Genomic DNA, 25,700 nt, shown 5'->3' with positions numbered 1-25,700 from the left:
TATGGCAAAGCGAATTTTACTAGTAGAAAATGAAAAAAATCTTGCCCGATTTGTGAGTTTGGAATTGCAAAAGGAAGGCTTTCTTGTAGATTTAGCTGAGACTGGTCAAAAGGGACTGGCTCTGGCTAAAGATGTGGACTATGACTTGCTCTTGCTCAACTACAATCTTCAAGATATGACTGCCAGCGATTTTGCTAAGCAGCTGAGCTTGATTAAGCCAGCGTCCGTCATTATTGTTCTGGCTAGTCGCGAAGAGATTGCAGAGCAGCAGGAAGCAATCCAGCATTTTGCTGTTTCCTACGTAGTCAAGCCCTTCATTATCAGTGATTTAGTGGAGCGTGTCTCTATTATTTTCCGCGGGCGCGACTTTATCGACCAGCACTGCAGCCTCTTGAAAATTCCGACCTCTTACCGCAATCTGCGAGTGGATATTAAAAATCATACGGTTTACCGTGGTGAGGAAGTCATTGCGCTGACGCGGCGGGAGTATGATCTGCTGGTGACCCTGATGGGCAGCAATAAGGTCATGAGCCGTGAGCAACTGCTGGAGCGTGTCTGGAAGTACGAGAGTGCAACCGAGACCAACGTTGTAGATGTTTATATTCGTTATCTGCGCAGTAAAATTGATGTGGAAGGGCAGCCAAGCTATATCAAAACCGTTCGCGGTGTTGGTTATGCCATGCAGGAATAGAAAATTAAAGACTCTGTTCTCTTTAGGAGATGGAGTTTTTTATGCGCTTGTTACAGTATTGATAGGAGAATTAATGCGAATTTTTAAGTTTTTCTATGCAATCGTTTTCGTTAAGATATAGCAAGAATATGGCTGGTAAAGAGAAATTTTAGCCTTTGGGATGCAAAAAAAGAGAAAATATTTTTATAAAAGCCTTTACAAAATAAAAAATCGTGCTATAATAGATGTATCTAAATGCAAACGATTTCACAAAAACGAACTGGTTTGCAAAAAATATAAGGAGGTCTGAATGATGAAAGATTCATTCAAGAACATTTTTAGCTTTGAATTTTGGCAAAAATTCGGTAAAGCTTTGATGGTGGTCGTTGCTGTTATGCCGGCAGCAGGACTGATGATTAGTATCGGTAAGTCTATCCCGATGATTAATCCAAATCTAGGTGTTTTAGTCACTATCGGTGGTGTTTTAGAGCAGATTGGTTGGGGGGGTTATTGGTAACCTGCATATCCTCTTTGCTTTGGCTATCGGTGGAAGCTGGGCAAAAGAACGCGCTGGCGGTGCCTTTGCTGCAGGTCTGTCCTTTATCCTGATTAACCGTATTACTGGTGTCATGTTTGGTGTTACCAGCGATATGCTCTCAGATAAAACAGCTGTAGTTAAAACAATGTTTGGCGCATCTATTAAGGTTTCTGATTATTTCATCAGTGTTCTGGAGTCACCAGCTCTGAATATGGGTGTCTTTGTCGGAATTATCGCAGGTTTTGTCGGAGCAACAGCTTACAACAAATACTATAACTTCCGTAAATTGCCAGATGCCTTGTCATTCTTCAATGGTAAGCGTTTTGTACCTTTCGTTGTTATCTTGCGTTCAGCTATCGTAGCAATTATTTTGTCATTTGTATGGCCAGTTGTTCAATCAGGTATCAACAGCTTTGGTGTTTGGATTGCTAACTCACAAGATACTGCGCCAGTTTTGGCACCATTCATCTATGGTACTTTGGAACGTCTCTTGCTTCCATTTGGTTTGCACCACATGTTGACCATCCCAATGAACTACACAGAACTAGGTGGTGTTTACCACGTTATTACTGGTTCTGGTGCGGGAACAACTGTAGCTGGTCAAGATCCACTTTGGTTGGCTTGGGTAACTGACTTGGTTGGTACGAAATCAGCTGATCCTTCTACTTACCAACACTTACTTGAGACTGTTCACCCTGCTCGCTTCAAAGTTGGTCAGATGATTGGTTCTTTCGGTATCCTTATGGGGGTAGCAGCAGCTATCTATCACAATGTGGATGCTGACAAGAAACACAAATACAAAGGTATGATGATTGCGACTGCTTTAGCAACCTTCTTGACAGGGGTTACTGAGCCAATCGAGTACATGTTCATGTTTGTAGCAACTCCTCTTTACCTGATTTACTCAGTTGTTCAGGGTGCTGCTTTTGCAATGGCTGACATCGTCAACCTTCGCGTACACTCATTCGGTTCTATCGAATTCTTGACCCGTACTCCAATGGCAATCAATGCTGGCTTGGGGATGGATATCATAAACTTCATCTGGGTAACGATTCTCTTTGGTGTTGTGATGTACTTCATTTCTAACTTCATGATTAAGAAGTTCAACTACGCAACTCCAGGACGTAACGGCAACTATGAAACTGCTGAAGGTTCAGATGAAGCTTCTTCATCAGAGTCAACTGGCGGTAAAGTTGCTGCAGCTTCTCAAGCGGTAAATGTTATCAATCTTCTTGGTGGCCGTGCTAACATCGTTGATGTAGATGCATGTATGACTCGTCTGCGTGTAACTGTCAAAGATGCTGAAAAAGTTGGAACAGAAGAACAGTGGAAAGCTGAAGGCGCTATGGGCTTGGTTATGAAAGGCCAAGGTGTTCAAGCTATCTACGGACCAAAAGCCGACGTTCTCAAATCTGATATCCAAGACTTGCTGGACTCTGGTGAAGTGATTCCTGAAACACTTCCTAGCCAAAAAGCAGAATCAGCGGCTGCCGAAGTTTCTTACAAAGGTGTGACTGAGGAAGTTGAAACTGTTGCGGACGGTCAAGTCATTGACTTGGCAGATGTTAAAGATCCAGTTTTCTCACAAAAAATGATGGGTGACGGATTTGCAGTTGAGCCTGAAAACGGTAAGATTTATTCACCAGTTGCTGGTACAGTAACTAGCGTCTTCCCTAGCAAGCATGCTATCGGTCTTGTGACAGATAACGGCTTGGAAGTCTTAGTACATATTGGTTTGGAAACTGTTAGCCTTGAAGGTAAACCTTTCGAAGTTCATGTTTCAGAAGGTCAAAAAGTTGCAGCTGGAGATCTTCTTGTAACGGCTGACTTGGAAGCAATCAAGGAAGCAGGACGTGAAACTTCAACAATCGTAGTCTTCACAAATGCAGCAGCTATCAAGTCTGTAACAGTAGAAAAACTTGGTCAAGCATCTGCTAAGACAGTTGTTGCTAAGGTTGAATTGTAATATAGAAAAGAGAAATCATGGCAAAATTCCTGACATTAAATACTCATAGTTGGATGGAAGAAGAGCAAGAAACCAAGCTTAATCAGCTTGCAGAGCGCATTCTTCAAGAAAAATATGATGTCATTTGCCTGCAGGAAGTCAATCAATTAACGGAGTCTGAACAGGTTGTTCAGGCTCCTTTCTATCAGGCGGTTGAAGGAGCGATTGCGATTCATCAAGACAACTTTGCTCTATGTCTGGTAGAAAAGTTGGCTGAGGCAGGACTGGACTATCATTGGTCCTGGGCCTATAATCATATTGGGTTTGATATTTACAACGAAGGAGTGGCAATTCTATCTAGAAATCCTATGACTCCTAGAGAAGTCCTGGTATCAGAGGCTAATGATCCTACGGATTACCATACCCGCAAGGTCTTGCTAGCCGAGACTGAGGTAGAAGGTCAATTGCTGACAATTGCCTCCTGCCATCTGTCTTGGTGGGACAAAGGCTTTCAGGGGGAATGGGCTAAGCTTGAAGCAGATCTGCTAAAAGCAGAAAGTCCTCTGGTCCTGATGGGGGACTTCAACAACCCGGTTGGCCAGCAAGGCTACCAGACCATCTTAGCTAGTCCGCTGAAGCTGCAGGATAGTCATACCGTTGCAAAAGAAGCTAGCGGAGAGGCGACAGTAGAAGGGACTATCGCAGGCTGGGATGATAATAAGCATGCTCTGAAGATAGACTATGTTTTCACTAGCCAAGGGATGGACGTTGAGCGCTCCGCTGTCGTTTTTGACGGGAAAGCAACACCTGTTGTCAGTGACCATTTTGGTATAGAAGTGCAAGTGACATGTTAGTATAATTAAAAGCAGTTCAATCTGAACTGCTTTTAATTATTTCTCACATCCGATACCATCACCATCTCTATCAAGGTGACGACCATATCCAGGTTGTCCTTGGTAAACGGGCGCAGCACCAGCTGCTCTTACTTCGGAGCAGTTTTTGTAATAAACATTAGGTTGGGGCTGTTCTTGAGCTACTTGAGCATCTGCTTCCTCTTGTTGCTTTTGAACCTCAGCGGCAGCTTCTTCTTGCTGCCTTTGAACTTCCGCAACTTTTTGAGCTTCTTCTTGCGCTATTCTTTCCTGTTCAGCTTTTGCAGCAGCTTCTTTTTCTTCTTGGTCAGTCTTGGCTTTTTCTGCTTTCTCTATTTTGGCTGAATCATTTTGTGTAGATGAACTACTACTTGATGAGCTAATACTTGAAGAAGATGACGAGAGGCTAGGAAGAGCTTCTGTATTATCTGTGTCTGAAGAGCAAGCAGCAAGAGATGCGCAAGCTAGCAAGATGCAAAAGTAGGCGACGATTCTCTTATTTATTAATATCATAAAAATCTCCTTTATGTATAATGATAGCGTTTCCAAATCTATTGTATAAAAATTTATATAGAAAAAGAATAACAGATTGCTATTAATTGTCTAATTTCTATCAAAATAACTTACAAAAAAAGATTTTCTCAATTGTTATTACATCAAACGGCTGTCTTTTGTTATTCTTGAAAACGTGTTATAATGAAGTATTAGGATTCTAGGAGGAAATGGTATGCGTTGTCCGAAATGTGGTGGGAATAAATCAAGTGTAGTTGATAGCAGACAGGCAGAAGATGGAAATACAATCCGCCGTCGTCGTGAGTGTGAGGAATGTCAGCACCGCTTCACGACCTACGAGCGCGTCGAAGAGAGAACCCTAGTGGTTGTCAAAAAGGACGGGACACGTGAGCAATTTTCTCGAGATAAGATTTTTAACGGTATTATTCGCTCGGCTCAAAAGCGGCCAGTATCTAGTGACGAAATAGAGGAGATTGTCAATCGAATCGAGCAAAAGGTCCGCAGTCAGAGCGATAATGAAATCAATAGTGAATATATTGGATCCTTAGTCATGGATGAACTGGCCGAGCTGGATGAAATCACCTACGTTCGTTTCGCCAGTGTTTATCGGAGTTTCAAGGATGTGGGAGAGCTAGAAAGCCTGCTCAAGCAGATTACCAAGGGGTCCAAGAAGAAAAAGGACAAATAAATGAAACCAAACCATCAGTTTTCTTTCTTGCGCAATAATGCAGTCAGCCCTGATATTGCTATCTTGACCAAGCTCTATCTGCCGATTTTGGGGAGAGAAGCGGTAACACTTTATCTTTATCTGCTGTCTTTTGTGGATAATGGGCAAAAACAGCACCTCTTCAGTCAGATTCTCAATCATTTAAATTTTGGACTTAATATTTTAGAAGAAAGTTTTGAGCGTTTGGCGGCGATTAAGCTAGTGGACCTTTATCAAACAGATGACCATTATCTGATTCAACTCTACCCGACCTTAACGGCGGAGGAATTTTTCAGCCATAATGTGTACAGCCGGCTCTTGGAAAAGAAAATCGGCGAAGCTGCTGCAGATGCCCTGCGACCAGAAAATCCTAGTGGAGAGAAATTGGTCAAGCCTTTTATGCAGGTGTTTGGTATGGAAGCTGAGCAGCCAAGGGCAGTGCGAAAGTCCAATGATTTTGACTTGGAGTATTTCAAGCAACGGATGGCTCAGGACAATCTTCGTTTTGCCAATGAAAAGGAAGATTTATTAGAATTGTTTGCAATTGCTGAGCAGAAAAAGTGGACTTGGTATGAGACCTACGTCTTGGCGAGAGAAACTGCTGTTTCTCAGGTCATTTCTACCAAGCGGATGAAGCAAAAGCTAGCTCAGAAGCCGGCAGAAGGCCAATTTTCTAAGCAGGAGCTGTCTATTATCCAAGAAGCGAAACGAACATCGCCAATGGTCTTCCTGGCAGAAATCAAAAAAACCCGTCAGGCTGCCATTACGCGGACGGAGAGAAAGCTTTTGCTGGATTTAGCTGAATTAGGCCTTTTGGACGAGGTTATCAACGTAATCTTGCTCTTGACCTTTAATAAGGTGGATTCAGCCAATCTCAATGAAAAGTATGCTCTCAAGGTAGCCAATGATTTTTCTTATCAAAAGGTGACGACAGCTGAGGAAGCTGTCTTGAAAATCCGTGAGCGCAACCAGCAGCCCCAGAGTCGTCCAGCTAAATCTGGACAAGGTTCTACCAAGAGCAACGTACCTGACTGGAGTCAGCCAGATTATAAAAATGAAACGAGTGCAGAGAAGCAGGCCGAGCTAGAAGAGCAGAAACGTCGGCTCTTAGCCAAACTTGAAGGAGGAGGCGAATAAATGGAGAAAATAGGACAGAATATGCCTCATATGAATAGGGTGCGGCAGTTTGATTATCAGGAGCTAGTCAAGCAAATCATGGCGGACCCAGATGTAGCAGCCTTTATCCAGCAGGAAAAGCTGACCCAAGCTGAGATTCAGCGCAGTGTCTCCAAGTTTAACCAGTATATTACGGAGCGCAACCGCTTTTTGCTGGGGGACGAGACCTATATTGCCAAGGGTTATAAGCCAATCTTGGTGAAAAATGAAGGTTATGCGGATGTTGCCTATGAAGAGACGCCTGAGTTGATTGAGCAGGAGAGACAGGAGGCCATTAGAAGCCGTCTCAATCTTATCAGTCTACCAGCCAGTCTTAAGGAGGCCAGTCTAGCTCAGGTGGATTTGGATGATGTTGGTCGCTACAAGGCTTTTGAACTGTTGACCAACTTTGTTGCGGAGTTTCCTCATTATCAGAAGGCTGTTTATCTCTACGGGGATTTTGGAGTCGGAAAAAGCTACATGATGGCTGCTCTGGCGCATGATTTGTCAGAAAAACGCAGTGTTTCAACGACTTTGCTCCATTATCCAAGCTTTGTTTTGGATGTTAAGAATGCGATTAGTTCCGGCTTGGTCAAGGAGAAGATTGACCAGGTCAAGACATCTCAAGTGCTGATTTTGGACGATATCGGTGCAGAGCAGTCTAGCCCCTGGATGCGCGATGAGATTTTGCAGGTCATTCTCCAGCACCGTATGCAGGAAAATCTGCCAACTTTCTTTACTTCTAACTTTAGTTTTGCGGATTTGGAGCGTCACTTTGCCAGCTCTAAGAATGGCGATGAGACTTGGCAGGCCAAGCGGGTTATGGAGCGAATTAAGTTTCTGGCTCAGGAGGTGCGACTAGAAGGAGAGAACCGCCGATGAATGAAACGATTAACTTAATGAAATCTCATACGTCTGTTCGCCGCTTTACGGAGGAGCAGATTTCGGATAAGGAATTACGGACGATCATTGATGCCGGACGGGCTGCGTCCAGCTGGAAGAATTTCCAGTCCTATTCGATCATTGTGGTGCGAAGCAAAGAGAAAAAAGAAGCCCTCTTTGACTTGGTCCCCCAAGAAGCCATTCGGCAGTCTTCGGCTTTCCTGCTTTTTGTTGGCGGCCTCAATCGTGCTCAAAAGGGCGTTCACATGCATACGGAAGACTTTTATCCTGAGGGACCGGAGAATCTCCTGATTAGCTCGGTAGATGCTGCTTTAGCAGGTCAAAATACTCTCTTAGCGGCTGAAAGTTTAGGCTACGGAGGGGTAATCATTGGACTGGTTCGTTATGCTGCTAGTCAAATAGCAGAGCTTTTCAAGCTGCCGGACTACACCTATCCGGTCTTTGGGATTGCTCTGGGAACTCCTAATCAGAACCATGCAGTCAAACCGCGCCTGCCTTATGAAGCAGTAGTCTTTGAGGAAGAATATCGTGAACAGGATCGTTCAACTATCCAAGCTTATGACCGCGTACAGACTGAATATGCAGGCGAGCGAGCTAAGGAAACCTGGAGTCAGCGCCTAGCTGCCCAATTTGGTCAGGAGCCTAATCAGGCTATTGCCAAATTGTTCAAAGAAAAGAAATTAGAAAAATAGGGCGGAGTTTGGTTCTGTCCTAAAGAATGAAAGAGGAAAAACATGGCCTTACCAACTATTGCCATTGTCGGCCGTCCCAATGTCGGCAAGTCAACGCTCTTCAATCGGATTGCCGGTGAGCGGATTTCTATTGTGGAAGATGTCGAAGGGGTGACCCGCGACCGAATCTATGCAACCGCAAACTGGCTCAACCGTAAGTTTAGTATCATTGATACGGGCGGAATTGATGATGTTGACGCACCTTTTATGGAGCAAATCAAACACCAAGCTGAGATTGCCATGGACGAAGCGGATGTCATCGTTTTTGTCGTGTCTGGCAAGGAAGGTATCACGGACGCGGACGAGTATGTGGCTCGCATGCTCTATAAGACTCATAAGCCGATTATTTTAGCGGTCAATAAGGTCGACAATCCTGAAATGCGCAATGAGATTTTTGATTTCTATGCGCTGGGCTTGGGTGATCCATTCCCGGTTTCCTCAGTCCACGGGATTGGTACAGGGGATGTTCTTGACGCTATTGTTGAAAACCTGCCAAATGAAGAAGTGGCTGAAAATCCTGATATGATTAAGTTTAGCTTGATTGGCCGTCCTAATGTCGGAAAATCTAGCTTGATCAATGCTATCTTGGGGGAAGACCGAGTCATTGCTAGTCCAGTGGCTGGTACAACGCGTGACGCTATTGATACGGTCTTTACAGACAGTGAAGGTCAGGAATTTACCATGATCGACACGGCTGGTATGCGCAAGTCAGGCAAGGTCTATGAAAATACGGAAAAATACTCTGTCATGCGGGCTATGCGGGCGATCGATCGCTCAGATGTCGTTCTCATGGTGCTGAATGCTGAAGAAGGAATTCGTGAGTACGACAAACGAATCGCTGGCTTTGCCCATGAAGCAGGAAAAGGTATTGTTATCGTTGTCAATAAGTGGGATACACTGGAAAAAGACAATCATACCATGAAAGACTGGGAAGAGGATATCCGAGACCAGTTCCAGTACTTGTCTTATGTCCCGATTATCTTTGTTTCTGCCCTGACCAAGCAGCGTCTCCATAAGCTGCCGGACATGATTAAGCAAATCAGTCAGAGTCAGAATACCCGTATTCCATCAGCAGTGCTCAATGATGTCATCATGGATGCCATTGCGATTAATCCGACACCAACCGATAAGGGTAAACGTCTCAAGATTTTCTATGCGACTCAGGTAGCAACTAAACCTCCGACCTTTGTCATCTTTGTCAACGAAGAAGAACTCATGCACTTCTCTTACCTGCGTTTCTTGGAAAATCAAATCCGCAAGGCCTTTGTCTTTGAAGGAACCCCGATTCACTTGATTGCAAGGAAGCGGAAATAGAGTTGGAAAATAGCAATTTGACAAACATACGTTTATATGTAAAAATGAAAGTAAGCATAAGAGCTTGCTTTTCTTTTTTTATGTCGAAAGTATGGTATAATGGTGAGATAAATGTAAGGTGGTAATTATGGCAAAATTAATTCCTGGTAAGATTAGGACAGAAGGAATTGCCCTGGTTGAAAACAATAAGGTAGTAATCCTTGAGGTCAGTGATTCACTTTTATATGCTCGTGTGGATGAGTGCAATCTGCGCTATAGCTTGGATGATGATGTCATCTTTTGTTATTGCGACTTTTTTTAGAAGAAAAAATATTGTGCCCATCTGGCAGCCTTAGAGTATTATCTGAAAAATGCCCCATCGGGAAAAGATGTGCTAAAGAGTATGGAAGAAGAGGAGTTGACTAGTCAGGAGACCCAAGAGCTGGTTTCTTTCGGAAGCTTGTTCTTGGATAAGGTCTTGCCGGAGAAATCCGATCAACAGGTTCGTTATGAGCTTTCAGCTACTGGTCAAGAGGATTCTTATACAGGACAGTTTCTCTGGAGTCTTCGGATCAGTCGCTTGCCGGACGAGCGCTCTTATGTTGTCCGAGATGTTCTTTCCTTCCTTCGGACCTTGGAAAAGGGCGGGCATTATCAGATTGGTAAGAGTTACTATGAGGCTATTCATTTGGAGGATTTTGATGAAGCCAGTCAAGATTTGCTCGTTTTCCTGCAGGGGCTAGTGCCCGACTATCAGGGGCAAGATTCTTCTTTGGTTTTCCCAAATGCTGGGCGCAATCTTTTCTTCCCAGCCAGCATCTTTGAAGAGGGAGTTATCTTCCTGATGAATCTGTCTTCTTTCCGCTTAGAGTACAGCCTTTACGACTACAGTGAAGTCTTTTTCCAAGATTTACATGAAGAGGCAGAAGTTTATACTTTCCAAGTAGAAGAGCATGAAGAGCATTTTGAGCTAGTCATTGCTGAGAAGAATTATAAGCTGCTTTATGATGGCCAGTTTATCTTTTATGGAGATACTTTCTACCAGCTTAATCCTCAGCAGATTAGACTGATGAAGTCTTTACGGGAGCTGCCTATAGAGCATGATCGGTTGAAGCGCCTGCAATTTGACTTGTCAGAGAGAACGAAGCTGGCTTCCAGTTTGTCTGAGTTTAAAAAAGTTGGCCGGGTAGAAGCACCTGAAAGTATGATGATTCATGACTTTACAGCCAAGTTTGACTTTGACATCGGTCCTGATAAGCGTCTGATTTTGGACACTGTCTTTGATTATGGAGACAGGAAGGTGACGACTCGCAAAGATCTGGAACGTCTGCCTTTTGCGGGTAATTTTGAGCATGAGCAGCAAGTCTTTAAGCAAATGCTGCAAGCAGGTTTTGTGGCAGACTTTTACAGTCAGCGACCGCCTCTGAAGCCGGAAGAAATTTATCATTTCTTCTCAGAAGTCATTCCCAACTTTGAGGCTTTGGGCCGTGTCAGCATGACAGAAGAGTTAGAGGCGTTGGCACAGACAGAAAGTCCAAGGATCTCTGTCAAGATGAAGGGCGGCCTCTTAGATGTTGGTTTCGATTTTGCCGGCATTGAGCAGTCAGAGATAGACGCAGTGCTTGATTCGCTCTTTAAGGAGCAGGACTTCTTTATCAGCAAGTCCGGCCAGGTCTTGATTTTCGATGAAGAGACCAAGGAGATGAGTCGGACTTTGCAGCAGCTGCGGAGTAAGCGGACTAAAAATGGCTTCATTCAGACCAGCAGTCTGGCGGCTTATCAGCTGGCTGAATTTTTCAAGGGCAAGGATAGGGTACAGTTTTCAAAAGATGTGCAGCAACTGGCCTTTGACCTGACTCACCCAGAGGAATTCCCTCTTCCTGAGCTGCAAGTCAAGGCTGACCTTCGGGATTACCAAGAGACGGGTGTCAAGTGGTTATCTATGCTGGATAAGTATGGATTTGGTGGAATTCTGGCTGACGATATGGGACTAGGGAAGACCCTGCAGACGATTTCTTTTCTGAGTTCGCGTATAGATGATTCTAAGAAAGTTTTAATCTTGGCACCATCCAGCCTGATTTACAACTGGAGCGATGAGTTCGCTAAATTTGCTCCGCATTTGGATGTGGCGGTGGTGTATGGTCTGAAAAATGTTCGTGATGAGCTGATTGCGGAGAAACATCAGATTACCATTACCAGCTATGCTTCTTTCAGGCAGGATGTGGAAGAATACCGGGACAACCACTTCCAGTATCTGATTTTGGATGAGGCTCAGGTAATGAAGAATGACCAGACCAAGATTGCCCAGTATTTGCGGGATTTTGAAGTGGAGCATACCTATGCCCTTTCTGGAACACCGATTGAAAATAATCTGGGGGAACTTTGGTCTATTTTCCAGATTGTCATGCCAGGACTTTTGCCAAGCAAAAAGGAATTTTTAAAACTGCCGGCTGAGAAAGTCGCCCGCTATATCAAACCATTTGTTATGCGGCGCAAGAAAGAAGATGTGCTGCAGGAATTGCCTGATTTGATTGAAGTTGCCTATCGCAATGAGTTGGCAGATAGTCAGAAGACTATTTATCTGGCTCTGCTCAAGCAGATGCAGGACAGAATTATCCATGCGACAGAAGATGAAATCAATCGCAGCAAGATAGAGATTCTGTCAGGTCTTATGCGTCTCCGACAGATCTGTGACACTCCGAAGCTGTTTATGGAAGATTACGAGGGCGAGAGCGGTAAGCTGGAAAGTTTGCGGGAATTACTTGAACAGATACAAGATGGTAATCGCCGTGTCCTCATATTTTCACAATTTCGTGGTATGCTGGATATTATTGAGAGTGAGCTGGACAAGATGGGCATGGAGTCCTTTAAGATTACTGGCTCTACTCCAGCCAAGGAGCGTCAGGACATGACAACAGCCTTCAATGAGGGCCGGCGTTCGGCCTTTCTGATCTCCCTTAAGGCTGGTGGTGTTGGTCTCAATCTGACCGGTGCTGACACAGTCATCTTGGTTGACCTCTGGTGGAATCCAGCAGTTGAGGCTCAGGCCATCGGCCGTGCCCACCGTATCGGTCAGGAGCGCAATGTCGAAGTCTATCGGATGATTACACGGGGCACGATTGAGGAAAAGATACAGGAGTTGCAGGAGAGCAAGCGCAATCTGGTTTCGACCATTCTTGATGGAGCAGAAGCCAAATCCAGTCTCTCTGTGGAGGAAATTCGAGAAATTCTGGGAATTTCGGCAGAATAGCTTGAAAAATAGCCTGAATAGTTTATAATAATGAAGGGTTGAAAGGAAAAAGATATGACTGATAAACAATTTCCTCTGGTGTCAGATGATGAAATCATGCTGACGGAAATGCCGCATATGAATCTTTATGATGAACTGGATCTCATTAGCAACATTACCGGAGACTATACAGACCGTAATTATTTGGAATGGATGCCGATTGTGGACTCCAGCAGGCATGCTCCTATCGCTGCCAGTCAGGCTATCAGAAGACCGCTGCAAAAGCAATCTGCTTTCAAGGATTTTAAAAAGCCGATTGATAAGAAAGATCCGGCCATTCGTTATGCTGAGCAGGCACGCGAGGAAGCTCGGGCAGATTTGAAAAAGAAGCGTTCAGCTCCTTATCTGACCAGCGACCTTCCGACTAAGGTCCGCAGCAGAAAGCTTCCAACAGCTTCTAATGCGGAAAGACCGAAACCAACAGCTCCTTTTCAGAAGAATACATCAGGGGAATTTACGAAGTTTGGCGATAGGCTTCAGCAGGATAACTATATTTTGGCGGATATTCAGCCTGAGTATAGCCCTCAGCCGCAGGAGCCGGAAGAAAAGCCTAAGAAGAACAATTATGATTTTTTAAAAACCAGTCAGATCTATAATCAGGATAGAGCTAAGGAGGAGCAGTTGAAGCATTCTAAGGCTCAAGAGCTGAACTTGACAGGCTTGGACAGCGATTAAAGCTGGCTTGCTCAAGTCTTTTCTGCCTGCAATTTTCTGATGTTTATAAGGAAAATTGCTAGTTGATTATGTAAATGTAAAATTTATCTGCATATAACATCCATCATCGGTTGAAGAAAATCGATGCTAGAAGCTGGGACTTACTGATTGGTCCGGCTTCTTTGGTGTTTTGGTGGTGCCTAAAAGCTTGTAAAGAAAGAAAATCCCTGCGGGCTAATTAGGGTCTGCGGAGATTTTCCTCTTTGGACTTGCTTTTATGGCCTTGTATCTTAAGGAGTAATCATGACGAAAACCTATCATTTTATCGGGATTAAGGGCTCTGGTATGAGCGCTTTGGCTTTGATGCTGCACCAGATGGGCCATAAGGTTCAGGGCAGTGACGTTGATAAATATTATTTCACTCAGCGAGGTCTGGAGCAAGCTGGCATTTCCATCCTGCCTTTTGATGAAAAGAACATCCAGCCAGACTATGAAATCATTGCCGGCAATGCCTTTCGTCCAGATAACAATGTAGAAATTGCCTATGCAGACGCAAACGGTATTGGCTATAAACGCTACCATGAATTTTTAGGTGGCTTTATGCGTGACTTTGTCAGCTTGGGAGTGGCTGGTGCCCACGGGAAGACTTCTACAACGGGTATTCTTTCCCACGTTCTCTCCAATATCACGGATACTAGCTATCTGATTGGGGATGGTACTGGCCGCGGTTCTGCCAATGCCAAGTACTTTGTCTTTGAGTCAGACGAGTACGAGCGTCATTTCATGCCTTATCATCCAGAATATTCGATCATTACCAATATCGACTTTGACCATCCGGATTATTTCACGAGCCTGGAAGATGTCTTTAACGCTTTCAATGACTATGCCAAGCAGATTACCAAAGGACTCTTCATTTATGGAGAAGATGAGCAATTGCGCCGGATTACGTCCAATGTCCCGATTTACTACTATGGCTTCAAGGAAGAGGGCAATGACTTTGTGGCTCACGACCTCTTGCGTTCTACCAGCGGTTCAGGCTTTAAAGTTTCTTTCCGAGGGCAAGAGCTGGGTGAGTTCCAGATTCCAAGCTTTGGTCGCCACAACATCATGAATGCAACAGCAGTAATCGGTCTCTTGTATACTGCAGGTCTTGATTTGAATCTAGTTCGGGAGCATCTCAAGACTTTTGGCGGAGTTAAGCGCCGCTTTACTGAAAAGATTGTTAACGAAACAGTTATCATTGATGACTTTGCTCACCATCCGACGGAAATTATTGCGACCCTGGATGCAGCCCGTCAGAAGTATCCAAACAAGGAAATCGTGGCAATCTTCCAGCCACATACCTTCACTCGGACCATTGCTCTCTTGGACGAATTTGCGGAAGCCCTCAATCAGGCTGACTCAGTTTATTTAGCTCAGATTTACGGATCTGCGCGTGAGGTGGACAATGGCGATGTCAAGGTTGAAGATTTGGCTGAAAAGATTGTGAAGCGGGCCAAGGTCATTGACGTGGATAATGTTTCTCCGCTTCTTGACCACGATAATGCTGTTTACGTCTTTATGGGAGCTGGAGATATCCAGACCTATGAATATTCCTTTGAACGTCTCCTGTCCAATCTTACCAGCAACGTTCAGTAGGAGGAGACTTGATGGAAGCACCGATTCGAATCAGACAGGCTGACTTGGGCGACCGGGAAGAAATTCTTGCAATCGAGCAGCTGAATTTTCCAGCAGAAGAAGCAGCCAGTTCAGAAGTTCTCAAAGATTGGATTGAGCAGATTCCAGCTACTTTTTTGCTAGCAGAGCTGCATGGTCAGCTTGCAGGCTATATTGTTGGACCAGCTGTTCTGGAGCGATATCTGACAGATGATCTCTTTAGCAAGGTGGGGGCTAATCCTCCAGAAGGTGGCTTCATTGCTGTCCAAAGTCTGTCCATCCATCCTGATTTTCAGAGGCAGGGGGTCGGAACCTTGTTGCTTGCAGCTCTCAAGGAGACAGCTGTTCAGCAAAATCGACAGGGCATTAGCCTAACCTGTCATGATGAGTTGATACCTTATTATGAGATGAATGGTTTCGTTCACGAAAGGATTTCTGACTCAACTCATGGTGGAGCTATCTGGTCTGATATGGTGTGGGAAAATCCTAATTTTAAGGAGAAGTGATGATTATCCGTCAAGCTCAAATGGCTGACTTAGATGCCATTTATGCTATCGAATTGGAAAATTTCAGTCCAGAAGAGGCTGTTAGCCGTGAAAGTCTAGCAGCACATATCCAAACCCTATCTTCAACTTTTTTGGTGGCAGAAAAGGACGGTAAGATTTTGGGCTATCTGGAGGGACCTGTCCGTCCAGAACGTTATTTAAAGGACATTTCCTTTACAGAGGAGATTGAAGATTATGGTCATCTGGACGGTGGCTTTATCTCTCTGACCAGCCTTTCTATCTCGAAGGATGCTCAGGAGATGGGAGTCGGTCGCAAGCTACTGGAAGCTATGAAAGAAATTGCTATAGCAGATGAACGCCACGGCATCAATCTGACTTGCCACGACTACCTCACCGCTTACTACGAGAAGCATGCCTTTGTAAATGAAGGTTTGTCACAATCAACTTATGCAGGCGCTACTTGGTTTGATATGGTCTGGGAAAATCCTAGACTCAAACTGCAAAAAAACCAATAATAAGCTAGAAAATCCTACTCTTATTGCATTTATCTGACTTTTAAGATATAATGTTAGGGATTATGATGAAGGAGGTCAAATTTTTGACTGAAAAATCACAAGACAAAGAGAAGAATCTGAGCTTTAAAGAGCAGATTTTGAAAGACTTAGCTGGAGAAAAGGAAGAACAAACTCCCTCTTCAACTAGCCAATCAGAAGCGGACTCTGCTTCTGCAAAAGAAACAGCAGCTGCGGCTGACTTTGAAGCTAGACCGGCATCGGTAGATGTTTCCTACAAGGTTGCAGAGAATGAAAAGGCTCACCCTCAGGTCTATGGCCGAGTGGATGAGGAAGATAAGAAGCCCAATGAGGTTCTATCTCGGGCTAATCGGGCCAACAACACGGTCAAGAAAAAACGTCAAAACACATTAGCCCGCAGGATTATGACAACGGTTCTGCTGATTGTCCTGCTGGGACTTGTGGTCACAGGAGTTGTCGGCTACACTTATGTATCTTCAGCTCTTAAACCTGTTGATGCAAACGCAACAGAGTATGTGACGGTTGAAGTACCAGAAGGTTCAAGCTCTAAGCAGATTGGAGAAATCCTCGAGAAAAAGGGGCTGATTAAAAATGCCCAAGTTTTTAGTCTCTATTCTAAGATTAAAAGCTTTAACAATTACCAGTCTGGCTATTACAATCTCCAGAAGAGTATGGACCTTGATACCATTGCTCGGCAGCTTCAGGAAGGCGGAACAGATACGCCGCAACCACCAGTTGTTGGCAAGGTTACTATTCCTGAAGGCTATACACTGGAGCAGATTGCAGAGGCTGTGACGGTTAATGCAGCTGCAACTTCTAAGAAGACTAGCAAGACACCTTTTAGTAAGGACGATTTCCTAGCTAAAGTACAGGATGAAGCTTTCATTTCCAAGATGGCGGCTAAGTATCCACAGCTGCTGGGCACATTGCCAAGCAAGGACAGCGGAGTCAAGTACCGCTTAGAAGGCTATCTCTTCCCTGCCACTTATAACTATGGTGAGGATGCGGATTTGGAAAGCTTGATTGACCAGATGTTGGGCGCAATGAATACCAATCTGTCTTCTTACTACTCTACTATTGAATCAAAGAACTTGACGGTTAATGAAGTTCTGACACTTGCTTCTCTGGTAGAAAAAGAAGGTTCGACAGATCAGGACCGCAAAGATATTGCCAGCGTCTTTTACAATCGTCTCAATCAAGCGATGCCGCTTCAGAGTAATATTGCTATCCTTTATGCTCAAGGCAAGCTAGGAAAGAAAACGACTCTGAAAGAGGACGCTGAGATTGATACTAATATCGACTCGCCTTTCAATGTCTATAAAAAAGAAGGGCTTATGCCTGGGCCAGTTGATAGTCCGAGCCTATCTGCTCTGGAGGCTACCATTAATCCAAGTAAGACGGACTACCTCTACTTTGTGGCAAATGTTGAAACAGGCGCTGTTTACTTCGCCAATACTTATGAGGAACACGCTAAAAATGTTGAGGAGCATGTCAATAGTAAGCTCACTCAATCCAGCAGCAGTTCTAATTAGACTGCTGTCATTGCAGACGAGAGAAAGCTAGCGCATTTTGTTCTAGCTTTCTCAGTCCTGCTATATAAAAAAGGGACTGATACAGACTTGTCTCAGCCTCTTGTTTTAGTTTTAAAATAAAAGAAAATAAAAGAAAAGAGAAAAAATGGCTGAAAAAACTTATCCTATGACCCTAGAGGAAAAGGAAAAACTAGAAAAAGAATTAGAAGAATTGAAATTGGTGCGTCGTCCAGAAGTGGTAGAGCGTATTAAGATTGCTCGCTCCTACGGCGATTTGTCAGAAAACAGTGAATACGAAGCTGCTAAGGACGAGCAGGCTTTTGTGGAAGGTCAGATTTCTAGTCTGGAAACCAAGATTCGCTACGCTGAGATTGTAAACAGTGACGCTGTAGCCAAGGATGAAGTAGCTATCGGAAAAACAGTTACAATTCAAGAAGTAGGCGAAAGCGAAGAGGAAGTTTATATTATCGTTGGTTCTGCAGGTGCAGATGCTTTCGCAGGCAAGGTATCCAATGAAAGCCCGATTGGTCAAGCTTTGATTGGCAAGAAAACAGGTGATACTGCAACAGTCGAAACACCGGTTGGCAGCTACGATGTTAAAATTCTCAAGGTTGAAAAAACCGTTTAATAAATACCAAAAGGAACTGGCTAGAAGACTAGTTCTTTTTTCGTTTCTTTTAAGACAGAGAGTGTAGGCTAGATAAGAAGAGCAGGGGAAAAATAGAGAAAAGACAGATGGTTATGCTATAATGAGAATAAGCTAGAAAAGTAGGAGAACTGTATGCAAGAGCAAGATATTTATGGGAAATACGGCGTCTACCTGCCAAAGATTTTAGATGATCTTAGTCAGCGTATTCAAGAGGCTAATGATCGAGTCAAGCAGGAAACGGGGCAGAAGCTTTTTGAGCATTTTAATGCACGAGTTAAGCAGGCAGCCAGTATGGAAGAGAAATGTCAACGCAAGAATTTGCCTAGGGCGCCAGAGTCAGCTCTGAAAGAAATTCGTGATGCGATTGGGATTCGGATTGTTTGCGGTTTTATTGAGGACATCTATCAGACTATTGAGGTGCTTCGTCAGCTGGAGGGTTGTGAGATTGTTCTGGAAAAGGACTATATCCGAGCTGCCAAGCCCAATGGGTATCGTTCCTACCACTTGATATTAGAGGTGGAGACTCCTTACGAGGACTGCCATGGTCAAAATCCCGGCCGCTATTTTGTAGAAATCCAGCTTCGGACCATTGCTATGGATTCTTGGGCCAGCTTAGAGCATCAGATGAAGTACAAGCATGAGATTAAAGACAGCAAGCGGATTGTTCGCGAGCTGAAACGCTGTGCAGATGAGCTGGCGTCCTGTGATGTGACCATGCAGACCATCCGCAATTTGATTCGAGAAAGTGAGTGAGATGATGAAGATTTTATTAGCTGAAGATGAGCAACAGCTGTCCCGTGTCTTGGAAACAGCGATGACCCATGAAGGCTATCAGGTTGATATAGCCTTTGATGGGCAAGAAGCTGTGGACTTGGCCAAGGAAAATGCTTATGATTTGATGATTCTGGATATCATGATGCCGGTCAAGACAGGCATTGAAGCATTGAAAGAAATCCGCCAAACCGGCAATACGACCCATGTCATCATGCTGACAGCTATGTCTGAGGTAGATGACAAGGTCACAGGGCTGGATGCCGGTGCAGATGATTATCTGACCAAGCCCTTCTCTCTGAAAGAGCTTCTGGCTCGCCTGCGGTCTATGTCAAGACGGGTAGCGACATTCACCCCCAATTTGCTGCAGATTGGCCAAACCAGTCTCAATGTCGGAGAACATGAACTCATTAGCTCCAACTCTATTCGACTAGCCGGTAAGGAATCTAAAATGATGGAATTTCTCATGCTTAATGCCCAGAAGAGTCTTTCTACTCAGGAAATCTTCCGCCATGTTTGGTCCAAAGACGAGGATGAGGATTTGGACGAAGGCTTCGTCTGGATTTATATTTCCTATTTGCGTCAGAAGCTGAAGGCTATTCATGCTGATCTTGCTATCTTGGGTGAGGAAGGTGGCAGTTTCACTTTGGTGCCGCTGGAAGGAGATAGCCATGTTTCGGAAGCTTAAAATTCGGTTCATTCTGCTGGCTTCGGCGGCTATTGTCTGTATTTTGCTGACCATGATTGCTGTCTTAAACTCCGTTCGCTTTCTGCAGACCAACGGAGAAATCCAAGCCGTTCTCAATATTCTATCTGCCAATAATGGAGATTTTCCCAGCGTAGAAGAAACGGCAGAGAGCTTGCAAAACGACCGTATAACCATTGACACGATCTACCAATACCGCTATTTTAGCGTGGTCTATAACGAGGACAAAACACTTTACTCCTCTAACTTGGACCATCTGTCCAATCTATCGAAGGAACAGGCGCTCAGTTATGCAAATAAAGCGATCAAAGACAGCCGCAGCAGTGGCGTTTTTAGAGTAGGGAGTCAGTTTTATTCCTACCAGATAACGCAGGATTCCAAGACCAAGCGCTATTTACTGGTGGTCTTAGATTCGACTAATTATCTCGAAAGCCGCAATGACTTTTTCTGGCTGTCTATCCAGTTGTGTTTCTATAGCTTTATTTTCTTTGTCTTAGTCGTGTCTGGATTTTCCAACTTTGCCATCCGTCCCTATATCAAAAACTATGAAAACCAAAAACGTTTTATCACTAATGCGGGACATGAACTGAAGACGCCATTGGCAATCATCTCAGCCAATACGGAGCTGCAAGAGCTGATGACTGGCGAAAATGAATGGACAGAAAGCACCAAGGACCAGGTCAAGCGTCTCAGTAATCTAATCAATCAAATGGTCGTTCTGGCCCGTCTGGAAGAGCAGCCAGATGTTACCTTGGTAGATGTGAATTTCTCAGAAGTTGTCAAAAAAGTGGCTGGGAACTTCAAGTCTGTCATCGATAAGGCAGGCAAGAAGTACGAGATCAAGCTGCAGGAAGATATCCATGTCAAGGCAACTGAAGATGAACTTTATGAATTGGTTAGTATCCTGATTGACAATGCCTGCAAGTATTGTGACGAAGATGGGCAAATTTTTGTCACTCTGACCAAGGCTAAGCGGGGGAAACGAGCCCGTTTGACGGTAGCTAATAGTTACGCGGACGGCAAAAATGTTGATTACAGTCGTTTCTTTGACCGTTTTTATCGCGAGGATGAATCGCACAATCAGAAGCAGCCTGGCTACGGAATTGGTCTATCCATGGCAGAAAGTCTGGTGCGGATTTTCAAGGGCAGGATTTGGGTTTCATATAAGAAGGGCTTGATTGGCTTTACCGTTTTACTGTGATAGAGTCACCTCGTTCATCAGTTATTGCTTTGTTTGCTGAGTTTTTTGTATCGATTACGCTGATCCTTACTCGAGATTAAAAAAATTCTTCTAGTATTAGCTAGAAGAATTTTTCTTTATCTTGACCGTTGCTTACCAGCATTGCGGTTCTTTTTCTTTTTGTTCTTTTGCTCAATAGCCGGCTGAGCTTTTGGAGTAACATCTTTAGCCCGGCTAGCTTTTTTCAAACCTTTAGGAGGATTTTTTTCAAATTCCTCTGCTACCTGTTTTCTCAGGCGAGGTCGAATGATATAGTTGATGATAAATTGCTGGATGATTTGGATAAATCCACCGACTACCCAGTAGAGAGTGACTGCGGCAGGTGAGAAGAAAGAGAAACCGACAATCATGATAGGACTCATATAAGAAGCCTGTTTCATGCTGTTTCTTTGAGTTTCATCTTCAATACCATGCAGAGAGAGCACCGACTGGATATAGTAGAGGATACCGACAATGGCAGTCAAAGCCAAGTCGCTTTTGGCTAGGTCTTTAATCCAGAGGAAGGAACTGCCTGCAACTCCTTGAGTATACTGGGCTGCAAAGAAGAGGGCTGAGAAGAAAGGCATTTGGATGAGCAGAGGCAGACAGCCTATACCGCCAAACATGCTGAGTCCATTTTCTTTTTGAGCAGCCATCAGTTCTTGCTGAGCCTGCATTTTCTCTTCCTGAGTCTCAGCATTTTTGATTCGCTCTTGGATTGGGGCAAAAATCGGCTTAAAGTAGTTCATCTTTTCAGACTGAAGCGTTGCCTTCCAAGACTGATAGATTCCCAGCGGAAGAATGATAATTCGCACGATAAGCGTAACGATGATAATCGCCAGACCATAGCCTAGGCCTGAATTCTTGGCGAAAAATTGGATACCATCCGCCATAGGCTGACCAATCACGTCCCAGATTAGACCAGAAGGATTACCAGCCTTGTCACGGCCTACACAGCCGGACAGGAAAAGAAGGGCAGCCAGTCCCATACCGGAGAATAAAAAGCGTTTGAAATGTTTCACGAGTTCATATCCTTTGTTTCTAAAAAATAATACCTATCTATTCTACTGTTTTTTTGCAAAATATACAATAGTTCTGCAGACCTAATTTGAAATTTTAAAGTCAGGATAGGAGTCGAAATTAGCCATGGTTACGTCCAAATAACTGACCTTAGAAAAAGGTGTCGGTCCCTTTCGGATTTCCTGGATAAATTTGGCCATCAAAGCTGGGTCATCAGCCTGAGCCAGAATGCCAACAGTGCCGTCGTCGTTGTTCCAGACACGGCCGGTAATACCTCCGATTTCCAGCGCTAGAGAATAGACTCCCCAGCGGAATCCAACCCCTTGTACCCGTCCTTGGGCTGTCATTTTCACTTTTTGCATGGCATCCTCCTTTAGTGAGCGGACCGAGGGGATTTAAGCCCTCAGTATGAGTGCAAGTCTGCTAAATTGTGGTATAATGTTCTTATGAATATTATAACCTCAAAAGCCAATAATGTGGTAAAAAAAGCTAAGAAACTTCATCACAAAAAATACCGCAAGGATTCTTATTTGATCGAGGGCTGGCATTTATTTGAGGAAGCTGTCAGCAGTGGGGCAGAGCTGATTCGGATTTTTGCTTTAGCGGAATACGCAGAGCGATTAGCTGATTTTTCTCAGGTGATTTTTGTTAGTCCAGAGATTTTATCAGATTTGGCTGATAGTAAGACGCCACAGGGGATTGTCGCAGAAGTGGCTTTTGAAAGGGAAGAGATACCGGCGGAGTTAAGTGGACGCTATCTTTTCTTGGAGGACGTTCAGGATCCGGGTAATGTCGGTACCATCATTCGGACAGCTGATGCAGCTGGCTTTGATGGAGTCTTCATCTCTAGCTCGTCAGCGGACATCTATAACCTAAAAACGCTGCGCTCTATGCAGGGGAGCCATTTTCACCTACCAGTTTATCGGATAGATACAGCTGATTTTATTAGGCTGGCTCGTTCTTCCAGTCTGCCAATTCTGGCGTCAACCTTGTCGTCAACATCTATCGATTACAGAGAGGTGGATAGTAAAGAGAGCTTTGCTCTAGTCATGGGCAATGAAGGACAGGGAATTAGTCCAGAAATGACAGAAGCAGCTGATGTTCTGGTCCATATTTCCATGAAGGGACAGGCAGAAAGTCTCAATGTTGCCGTCGCAGCTGGTATTTTAATCTTTCATTTAAGCTAAAAATCAGAAAAAGAGATATAATAGTGACAAGGGAGGTGATTCTATGCCTTACAAAAAGGACGAGGAATTTATGGCCTATGTTGGGCACTTGATTGAAAAGCCCAATGTTCAGCGCCTGAAAGAAATTCCCCATCATATTCATTCCAATAGACTTGAACATTCCATCAATGTAAGTTATACTAGTTACAGAATTGCCAAAAAATTTGGCTGGAATGCCCGCAGTACGGCACGCGGTGCCCTGCTTCATGACTTATTCTACTATGACTGGCGTGTGACCAAGTTTAAGAAGAGTCATGCTTGGGTTCATCCCAGGCTGGCAGTTCGCAATGCTCGCAAGATTACCAAGCTCAATAAGGTCGAAGAGGACATTATCGTCAAGCATATGTGGGGCCTGACTTTGGCACCGCCTCGCTACAAAGAATCATTCGTTGTGACGATGGTGGACAAGTATTGGGCCGTCAAAGAAGCGACGGCACCTTGGAGACGCAAGGGCGGTAATCGCAAGCTCTTTCATCGAAAGATGCTGAAATCGTAAATGTTTTATTATAAAAGGAGTAACTATGAATCATTCTATTATTCAAGATCAATCAGATATTAATTCTTTCTATGCCAAGATTTATTCTATCGTTGGTGTTGGTATTGGAATCTCAGCAATCGTGTCTCTCTTGATGCTAAACTTCTTTCAGGACATTATTATCTCTGTTCTGACAGGCTCCACCTGGATTTTCTATGCGGCTATTGCAGTTGAGTTTATCCTTGTGTTGGTAGCATCTGGAACTGCTCGGAGCAATAGTCCGGCGGCGTTGCCTATGTTTTTAGGATACTCAGCCATCAATGGTTTTACCTTAAGTATTATCATGGCGCTGTATCTTCAGTCAACTGTTCTCTTAGCCTTTCTGACAACGACCGTTATGTTCTTTGCTATGGGCTTCATCGGCAAGGTGACCAAGAAGGATCTTTCTGGAATGGGCAGAGCTTGTATGGCCGGTTTGATTGGTATTATCGCTGCTAGCGTCCTTAATATCTTCTTGAGAAGCAGTGGCTTGGACTTTATCATCAGTATCGTTGGTGTCCTTATTTTCTCAGGGCTTATCGCTTGGGACAATCAGAAAATCCGCTATGTCTATGAGCAGACCAATGGCAATCCAGGGAATGGCTGGGCAATTTCTCTGGCTCTGCATCTATATCTGGACTTCATTAATCTCTTCCTCAGCTTGCTGCGTATTTTTGGAAGAAACAAATAACTCAGCTAAATAAGACTCAAGCATTGGACGTTTGCTCCAGTGCTTTTTGTTTCTCCTATGGATTTATGGTATAATAAATCCAGCAAATAGAAAGCGAGAATAGTATGAAAACTCCTTTTGTTAGTCGTGAAAAGTTAGCCGAGATTACGGCGCAGTTTCCAACACCTTTCCATCTTTATGATGAGAAGGGGATTCGGGAAAGAGCGCGTGCCTTGCATAAGGCCTTTTCTTGGAATCCAGGTTTTAAAGAGTATTTTGCCGTTAAGGCCACTCCCAATCCTGCTATTTTAAAAATCCTCAAAGAAGAAGGCTGTGGGGTAGATTGTGCCAGTTATGTCGAACTGCTCATGAGCCAAAAGCTGGGCTTTGCTGGACAGGATATCATGTTTTCGTCCAATAACACACCAGCTGAGGAATTTCAGTTTGCGCGTGACCTTGGAGCGACTATCAATCTGGATGCCTATGAAGATGTGGCTTTTCTAAAGGAAGCCGCTGGTATTCCCAAGGTCATTTCCTGCCGTTACAACCCTGGTGGTGTCTTTGAGCTGGGAACTAGCATTATGGATAATCCAGAAGAAGCCAAGTTTGGTATGACCAAGGACCAGCTGATTCAAGCTTTCAAAGAGCTCAAGGACTTGGGAGCTGAGAAGTTTGGGATTCATGCCTTCTTGGCCTCTAATACTGTCAGTAATGACTACTATCCCGAACTGGCCCGTCAGCTTTTTGAGCTGGCTGTGGAAGTAGTGGTTGAGACAGGAGTTGAACTGGACTTTATCAATCTCTCTGGCGGTGTCGGTATTAATTATCAGCCTGAAGGTGAGGAAAATGACATTGCGGTCATAGGTCAAGGAGTTCGTCGGGCCCATGAAGCTATTCTGGCACCTGCTGGTCTAGGACAGGTCAAGATTTATACGGAGCTGGGTCGCTTTATGCTGGCGCCTTATGGCCTGCTGGTCACCAAGGTTACCCATAAGAAGCAGACCTACCGAACCTATCTAGGGGTGGATGCCTCTGCAGTTAATCTGCTGCGTCCTGCTATGTATGGCTCTTACCACCATATTACCAATATGGATCGACCTGAGGGTGAGACAGAGGTTGTGGATGTTGTCGGCAGTCTCTGTGAGAATAATGATAAATTCGCCATTAATCGCCCGCTGCCTGTCAGCCAAATCGGTGATACTTTGGTGATTCACGATACGGGTGCTCATGGTTTTGCTATGGGTTATCAGTACAATGCCAAGCTCCGCTCCAGCGAAATTCTCTTGGAACAAGATGGCAATGTTCGCATGATTCGTCGGGCTGAAAAACCAGAAGATTATTTTGCGACACTATATGGCTTTGATTTTGAAAAATAAAGAAAATTTGATATAATGAAGAGCAATGTAAAAATGGAAATAGAGGAGTTCTC

Annotated in this window: 23 protein-coding genes and 2 pseudogenes; 22 read left to right on the top strand and 3 right to left on the bottom strand. The window is 44.2% G+C overall.

The window, feature by feature from the left end; translation table 11 throughout:
* The first annotated feature begins 1 nt into the window (after nucleotide 1).
* The 3 genes and pseudogenes from RG608_RS08760 (at nucleotide 2) to RG608_RS08750 (ending at nucleotide 4,007) form a co-directional block, all read left to right on the top strand.
* The gene (locus tag RG608_RS08760) at nucleotides 2-691 is read left to right on the top strand and encodes a response regulator transcription factor (protein WP_268687243.1); all 690 of its coding nucleotides are present in this window, start codon (nucleotides 2-4) and stop codon (nucleotides 689-691) included.
* Between the two features lie 289 nt (nucleotides 692-980).
* Nucleotides 981-3,174: pseudogene (locus RG608_RS08755) on the top strand (PTS transporter subunit IIBC).
* Between the two features lie 17 nt (nucleotides 3,175-3,191).
* A complete protein-coding gene (locus RG608_RS08750; RefSeq protein ID WP_308946851.1) occupies nucleotides 3,192-4,007 on the top strand; it encodes an endonuclease/exonuclease/phosphatase family protein in 816 nt (271 codons plus the stop codon).
* Nucleotides 4,008-4,043: 36 nt separating this feature from the next.
* Here RG608_RS08750 and RG608_RS08745 read toward each other — a convergent pair whose 3' ends face one another.
* Nucleotides 4,044-4,538, bottom strand: coding sequence for an excalibur calcium-binding domain-containing protein (locus RG608_RS08745; protein ID WP_308946850.1), 495 nt, complete (start codon nucleotides 4,536-4,538; stop codon nucleotides 4,044-4,046).
* Between the two features lie 214 nt (nucleotides 4,539-4,752).
* Between RG608_RS08745 and nrdR the strand changes: the two genes are divergently transcribed.
* From nrdR to RG608_RS08670, 15 genes and pseudogenes are all read left to right on the top strand, one after another.
* Nucleotides 4,753-5,226, top strand: a complete 474-nt coding sequence (gene nrdR, locus RG608_RS08740) for a transcriptional regulator NrdR (protein WP_002894570.1) — start codon at nucleotides 4,753-4,755, stop codon at nucleotides 5,224-5,226.
* Nucleotides 5,227-6,381, top strand: a complete 1,155-nt coding sequence (locus tag RG608_RS08735) for a DnaD domain protein (protein WP_308946848.1) — start codon at nucleotides 5,227-5,229, stop codon at nucleotides 6,379-6,381. It begins immediately after the preceding gene.
* Nucleotides 6,382-7,281 (top strand): primosomal protein DnaI, encoded by a 900-nt coding sequence (gene dnaI / locus RG608_RS08730; RefSeq protein WP_308946847.1) that lies wholly within the window; start codon nucleotides 6,382-6,384, stop codon nucleotides 7,279-7,281.
* Nucleotides 7,278-7,994, top strand: coding sequence for an NADPH-dependent oxidoreductase (locus RG608_RS08725; RefSeq protein WP_308946846.1), 717 nt, complete (start codon nucleotides 7,278-7,280; stop codon nucleotides 7,992-7,994). The genes dnaI and RG608_RS08725 overlap by 4 nt, the downstream gene beginning before the upstream one ends.
* Nucleotides 7,995-8,036: 42 nt before the next feature.
* The gene (der, locus tag RG608_RS08720) at nucleotides 8,037-9,347 is read left to right on the top strand and encodes a ribosome biogenesis GTPase Der (RefSeq protein WP_308946845.1); all 1,311 of its coding nucleotides are present in this window, start codon (nucleotides 8,037-8,039) and stop codon (nucleotides 9,345-9,347) included.
* 127 nt (nucleotides 9,348-9,474) lie between these two features.
* A pseudogene (locus RG608_RS08715) lies at nucleotides 9,475-12,576 on the top strand (DEAD/DEAH box helicase).
* Between the two features lie 54 nt (nucleotides 12,577-12,630).
* Entirely contained in the window at nucleotides 12,631-13,290 is a 660-nt protein-coding gene (locus RG608_RS08710; protein ID WP_002914526.1) for a hypothetical protein, read from the top strand.
* Between the two features lie 282 nt (nucleotides 13,291-13,572).
* Nucleotides 13,573-14,907 carry a UDP-N-acetylmuramate--L-alanine ligase gene (murC, locus tag RG608_RS08705; RefSeq protein ID WP_308946843.1) on the top strand — a complete coding sequence of 445 codons (1,335 nt, stop codon included), beginning with the start codon at nucleotides 13,573-13,575 and terminating at the stop codon, nucleotides 14,905-14,907.
* A gap of 11 nt (nucleotides 14,908-14,918) precedes the next feature.
* Entirely contained in the window at nucleotides 14,919-15,431 is a 513-nt protein-coding gene (locus RG608_RS08700; RefSeq protein WP_268687234.1) for a GNAT family N-acetyltransferase, read from the top strand.
* Nucleotides 15,431-15,946, top strand: coding sequence for a GNAT family N-acetyltransferase (locus RG608_RS08695; RefSeq protein WP_308946841.1), 516 nt, complete (start codon nucleotides 15,431-15,433; stop codon nucleotides 15,944-15,946). The genes RG608_RS08700 and RG608_RS08695 overlap by 1 nt, the downstream gene beginning before the upstream one ends.
* Nucleotides 15,947-15,996: 50 nt before the next feature.
* Complete coding sequence (gene mltG / locus RG608_RS08690; RefSeq protein ID WP_308946839.1) at nucleotides 15,997-17,496, top strand: endolytic transglycosylase MltG; 1,500 nt, start codon at nucleotides 15,997-15,999, stop codon at nucleotides 17,494-17,496.
* A gap of 145 nt (nucleotides 17,497-17,641) precedes the next feature.
* Nucleotides 17,642-18,124, top strand: a complete 483-nt coding sequence (gene greA / locus RG608_RS08685) for a transcription elongation factor GreA (RefSeq protein ID WP_002894584.1) — start codon at nucleotides 17,642-17,644, stop codon at nucleotides 18,122-18,124.
* 153 nt (nucleotides 18,125-18,277) lie between these two features.
* Nucleotides 18,278-18,898 carry a GTP pyrophosphokinase family protein gene (locus tag RG608_RS08680; protein ID WP_002894585.1) on the top strand — a complete coding sequence of 207 codons (621 nt, stop codon included), beginning with the start codon at nucleotides 18,278-18,280 and terminating at the stop codon, nucleotides 18,896-18,898.
* Between the two features lie 4 nt (nucleotides 18,899-18,902).
* Nucleotides 18,903-19,604, top strand: a complete 702-nt coding sequence (locus RG608_RS08675) for a response regulator transcription factor (protein WP_308946858.1) — start codon at nucleotides 18,903-18,905, stop codon at nucleotides 19,602-19,604.
* The gene (locus RG608_RS08670; RefSeq protein WP_268687230.1) at nucleotides 19,588-20,823 is read left to right on the top strand and encodes a cell wall metabolism sensor histidine kinase WalK; all 1,236 of its coding nucleotides are present in this window, start codon (nucleotides 19,588-19,590) and stop codon (nucleotides 20,821-20,823) included. Before RG608_RS08675 ends, RG608_RS08670 begins: the two co-directional genes overlap by 17 nt.
* A 116-nt stretch (nucleotides 20,824-20,939) precedes the next feature.
* Here RG608_RS08670 and yidC read toward each other — a convergent pair whose 3' ends face one another.
* A complete protein-coding gene (yidC, locus tag RG608_RS08665; protein ID WP_002897015.1) occupies nucleotides 20,940-21,863 on the bottom strand; it encodes a membrane protein insertase YidC in 924 nt (307 codons plus the stop codon).
* Nucleotides 21,864-21,944: 81 nt separating this feature from the next.
* Nucleotides 21,945-22,223: an acylphosphatase gene (locus RG608_RS08660; RefSeq protein WP_049553182.1), complete on the bottom strand. Its 279-nt coding sequence runs from the start codon at nucleotides 22,221-22,223 to the stop codon at nucleotides 21,945-21,947.
* An 84-nt stretch (nucleotides 22,224-22,307) separates the two neighbouring features.
* Between RG608_RS08660 and RG608_RS08655 the strand changes: the two genes are divergently transcribed.
* The 4 genes from RG608_RS08655 to RG608_RS08640 all read left to right on the top strand — a co-directional run bounded on the left by RG608_RS08655 (nucleotide 22,308) and on the right by RG608_RS08640 (nucleotide 25,647).
* Nucleotides 22,308-23,048: an RNA methyltransferase gene (locus RG608_RS08655; RefSeq protein WP_268687229.1), complete on the top strand. Its 741-nt coding sequence runs from the start codon at nucleotides 22,308-22,310 to the stop codon at nucleotides 23,046-23,048.
* 43 nt (nucleotides 23,049-23,091) lie between these two features.
* On the top strand, nucleotides 23,092-23,583 hold the full coding sequence (locus RG608_RS08650; protein ID WP_308946838.1) for an HD domain-containing protein: 492 nt from the start codon (nucleotides 23,092-23,094) through the stop codon (nucleotides 23,581-23,583).
* A gap of 25 nt (nucleotides 23,584-23,608) precedes the next feature.
* Nucleotides 23,609-24,292, top strand: a complete 684-nt coding sequence (locus RG608_RS08645; protein WP_268687227.1) for a Bax inhibitor-1/YccA family protein — start codon at nucleotides 23,609-23,611, stop codon at nucleotides 24,290-24,292.
* Nucleotides 24,293-24,396: 104 nt separating this feature from the next.
* Nucleotides 24,397-25,647 carry a diaminopimelate decarboxylase gene (locus tag RG608_RS08640; RefSeq protein WP_308946837.1) on the top strand — a complete coding sequence of 417 codons (1,251 nt, stop codon included), beginning with the start codon at nucleotides 24,397-24,399 and terminating at the stop codon, nucleotides 25,645-25,647.
* The last annotated feature ends 53 nt before the right edge of the window (nucleotides 25,648-25,700 follow it).

This window comes from Streptococcus sp. IsoGale022 (assembly GCF_031142805.1).
Classification (GTDB): domain Bacteria; phylum Bacillota; class Bacilli; order Lactobacillales; family Streptococcaceae; genus Streptococcus; species Streptococcus sanguinis_A.
This window is presented reverse-complemented; position numbering and strand designations above follow the sequence as displayed.

Coding starts and splice junctions, on each gene's coding strand:
- greA (WP_002894584.1), top strand. CDS start 17,642: ATGGCTGAAAAAACTTATCCTATGACCCTAGAGGAAAAGGAAAAACTA.
- RG608_RS08735 (WP_308946848.1), top strand. CDS start 5,227: ATGAAACCAAACCATCAGTTTTCTTTCTTGCGCAATAATGCAGTCAGC.
- RG608_RS08680 (WP_002894585.1), top strand. CDS start 18,278: ATGCAAGAGCAAGATATTTATGGGAAATACGGCGTCTACCTGCCAAAG.
- RG608_RS08645 (WP_268687227.1), top strand. CDS start 23,609: ATGAATCATTCTATTATTCAAGATCAATCAGATATTAATTCTTTCTAT.
- der (WP_308946845.1), top strand. CDS start 8,037: ATGGCCTTACCAACTATTGCCATTGTCGGCCGTCCCAATGTCGGCAAG.
- RG608_RS08725 (WP_308946846.1), top strand. CDS start 7,278: ATGAATGAAACGATTAACTTAATGAAATCTCATACGTCTGTTCGCCGC.
- RG608_RS08745 (WP_308946850.1), bottom strand. CDS start 4,538: ATGATATTAATAAATAAGAGAATCGTCGCCTACTTTTGCATCTTGCTA.
- dnaI (WP_308946847.1), top strand. CDS start 6,382: ATGGAGAAAATAGGACAGAATATGCCTCATATGAATAGGGTGCGGCAG.
- RG608_RS08675 (WP_308946858.1), top strand. CDS start 18,903: ATGAAGATTTTATTAGCTGAAGATGAGCAACAGCTGTCCCGTGTCTTG.
- RG608_RS08750 (WP_308946851.1), top strand. CDS start 3,192: ATGGCAAAATTCCTGACATTAAATACTCATAGTTGGATGGAAGAAGAG.
- mltG (WP_308946839.1), top strand. CDS start 15,997: ATGTTAGGGATTATGATGAAGGAGGTCAAATTTTTGACTGAAAAATCA.
- RG608_RS08660 (WP_049553182.1), bottom strand. CDS start 22,223: ATGCAAAAAGTGAAAATGACAGCCCAAGGACGGGTACAAGGGGTTGGA.
- RG608_RS08695 (WP_308946841.1), top strand. CDS start 15,431: ATGATTATCCGTCAAGCTCAAATGGCTGACTTAGATGCCATTTATGCT.
- RG608_RS08700 (WP_268687234.1), top strand. CDS start 14,919: ATGGAAGCACCGATTCGAATCAGACAGGCTGACTTGGGCGACCGGGAA.
- nrdR (WP_002894570.1), top strand. CDS start 4,753: ATGCGTTGTCCGAAATGTGGTGGGAATAAATCAAGTGTAGTTGATAGC.
- RG608_RS08710 (WP_002914526.1), top strand. CDS start 12,631: ATGACTGATAAACAATTTCCTCTGGTGTCAGATGATGAAATCATGCTG.
- RG608_RS08650 (WP_308946838.1), top strand. CDS start 23,092: ATGCCTTACAAAAAGGACGAGGAATTTATGGCCTATGTTGGGCACTTG.
- RG608_RS08655 (WP_268687229.1), top strand. CDS start 22,308: ATGAATATTATAACCTCAAAAGCCAATAATGTGGTAAAAAAAGCTAAG.
- RG608_RS08670 (WP_268687230.1), top strand. CDS start 19,588: ATGTTTCGGAAGCTTAAAATTCGGTTCATTCTGCTGGCTTCGGCGGCT.
- murC (WP_308946843.1), top strand. CDS start 13,573: ATGACGAAAACCTATCATTTTATCGGGATTAAGGGCTCTGGTATGAGC.
- RG608_RS08640 (WP_308946837.1), top strand. CDS start 24,397: ATGAAAACTCCTTTTGTTAGTCGTGAAAAGTTAGCCGAGATTACGGCG.
- RG608_RS08760 (WP_268687243.1), top strand. CDS start 2: ATGGCAAAGCGAATTTTACTAGTAGAAAATGAAAAAAATCTTGCCCGA.